The sequence below is a fragment of the Micromonospora sp. 15K316 genome, from assembly GCF_004348525.1.
Taxonomy (GTDB): Bacteria; Actinomycetota; Actinomycetes; order Mycobacteriales; family Micromonosporaceae; genus Micromonospora.
In genome coordinates this window covers 1-2,199 of record NZ_SMKG01000391.1, presented here as the reverse complement: position 1 = coordinate 2,199, position 2,199 = coordinate 1, and the positions used below count along the sequence as shown (strand labels likewise).

At 73.9% G+C, this 2,199-nt stretch carries 2 protein-coding genes; both read left to right on the top strand.

Going from position 1 to position 2,199, the window contains the following annotated elements; translation table 11 throughout:
* Nucleotides 1–1,011, top strand: a 1,011-nt coding sequence (locus E1211_RS31810) for an iron chelate uptake ABC transporter family permease subunit (protein ID WP_165947389.1), incomplete at its 5' end; no start/stop codon positions are given.
* Between the two features lie 142 nt (nt 1,012–1,153).
* Nucleotides 1,154–2,011: a TIGR02452 family protein gene (locus E1211_RS31805; protein ID WP_132353901.1), complete on the top strand. Its 858-nt coding sequence runs from the start codon at nt 1,154–1,156 to the stop codon at nt 2,009–2,011.
* The last annotated feature ends 188 nt before the right edge of the window (nt 2,012–2,199 follow it).

Sequence of the window (2,199 nt, the reverse complement as noted above, 5' to 3'; positions counted from 1 at the left end):
TCAGAGGTGTATACGAGACAGGCGTTCCACCGCTCGGTGGTCGCCGTCGCCGCGCTGCTCGCCGTCGCGGCGGTGCTGGTCGGCATGCTCGCCGGTGACACCTGGGTGCTCCTCGGCGACGTCGTCAACTGGCTCAACGGGAACACCGGGCCCGCGTACACCTTCGTGCTGGACCAACGGTGGCCGCGGGTCGCCGCGGCGTTGTTGTCCGGGGCGGCCCTCGCGGTCGCCGGCACCACCGTGCAGGCGGTCTGCCGCAATCCGCTGGCCGAACCGGGCATCCTCGGCATCACCGCCGGCGCCGGCCTGGGCGCGGTGTCGCTGCTGACCTTCGTCCCGCTCGCCGGCGTGTGGGCCGTCTCCGGCGTCGCCGGGCTCGGCGCCGTCCTCGCCTTCGCCCTCGTCTACGGGCTGGCCTGGCGTGGCGGGCTCAGCTCGGACCGGCTGGTCCTGATCGGCTTCGGCGCCTGGCAGGGCGGCTTGGCCCTCATCACCTTCCTGATCGTCTCGTACGACCCGTGGAACACCGGCAAGGCGCTCACCTGGCTCTCCGGCTCCACCTACGGACGCACCGCCACCCAGGTGCTGCCGGTGGCGATCGCTCTGCTGGTCCTCACCCCGGCCGTGGTCGCGGCGCGGCGGGAACTCGACCTGCTCGCCCTCGACGACGACACCCCCCGGGTGCTCGGCGTCCGGCTGGAACGAACGAGGCTGCTCGCCCTCGGGGCGGCGGCGCTGCTCACCTCGACCGCGGTCTCCGCCGTCGGCGTGATCGGATTCGTCGGGCTGGTGGCGCCGCACATCGCCCGGGCGCTCGTCGGCGGCCGGCACACCCGGGTCCTACCGGTCGCGGCGCTGCTCGGCGCGTTGCTGGTCAGCGTCGCCGACACCCTCGGTCGTACCGTCATCGCCCCCGCCCAGATCCCCGCCGGCCTGGTCATCGCCATGATCGGTACGCCCTACTTCGTGTGGTTGCTCTGGCGCTCCCGCGCCACCGAAGCGTCCCGATGACGGTGCGGGCGCCTCGGCGGTGAACCGTGGCGGGCCGTCGGCGGTCTCCGGGCGGGCCGGAATTCCGGTTGCCGGGGGCAACTCGCCTGCCTAGCCTGCTGGCTGTGCAGACCCCCACCCTCGCCACGCGGCGGGCGCGCCGGTGAGCAGCCGCCTGCGGGAGATCGCCCGGCAGTCGGTGGCGATCGCCGAGTCGGGACGGTACCGCCCGGGCTCCGGCGCCGAGGTCGACATCGGCGAGGCGGTACGCGCCGCCGTCACCGGCACCCGTCACCACCTGCCCGACGAGGTGCTCGGCCCACCGGGCGCGGTGGCGGGCGCCGGCGTCGTCGAGGTGACGTACGAGACCACGTTGCAGGCCGCCCAGCGGCTCGGGCCCGGTGCGGCAGCCCTGGTGTTCGCGTCGGCGAAGAATCCGGGTGGTGGGTTCCTCGGCGGCGCGCAGGCGCAGGAGGAGAGCATCGCCCGCTCGTCGGCGCTGTACCCGTGCCTGCTCGCCGCGCCGGACTTCTACGCCTTCCACCGGGACCAGCGGGACCTGCGCTACAGCGACCGGGTGATCTACTCGCCGGGCGTGCCGGTGTTCCGCGACGACAAGGGCGTTCTGCTCGACGAGCCGTACCGGACGTCGCTCCTGACCGCCGCGGCGCCGAACCTCGGCGCGATCGTCCGTAACCAGCCCGAGTACACCGCCGACGTGCCGGTGGTGCTCTCCCGGCGGGCCCGTCGGGTGCTGGAGGTCGCCGCCGCGCACGGACACCGGACGATCGTGCTGGGCGCGTGGGGGTGCGGGGTCTTCCGCAACGACCCGGCGACCGTGGCCGGCGCGTTCGCCGACGCGCTGCGCGCGGTGGACCGCTTCGACCGGGTGGTGTTCGCCATCCGCGACGGCCTGCCGGGCACCCCGGTCTACCACGCGTTCGCCGGACGCTTCCCGGCCGCCGAGCGGCCACCCGGCGGCCCGTCGGGGCGCACGGACCGGCCGGGTCGGTCGTCGTAGGTCGCGCCGCGCCGGCGGAGATCCGGATTTCCCGGCGTACGGCCGTTGGGGAGGGCCTAGGTGTACTGCCCAGGGAGGTTGGTTGAGGTCGTGTGACGACACGGCGTGAATCTGCTGGATGACGAAGGCCTCCGGTTGTGGAGTGGAGCTGTCTAGGAACCGCTCCGCCAACCAGGAGGCCTTCGTGT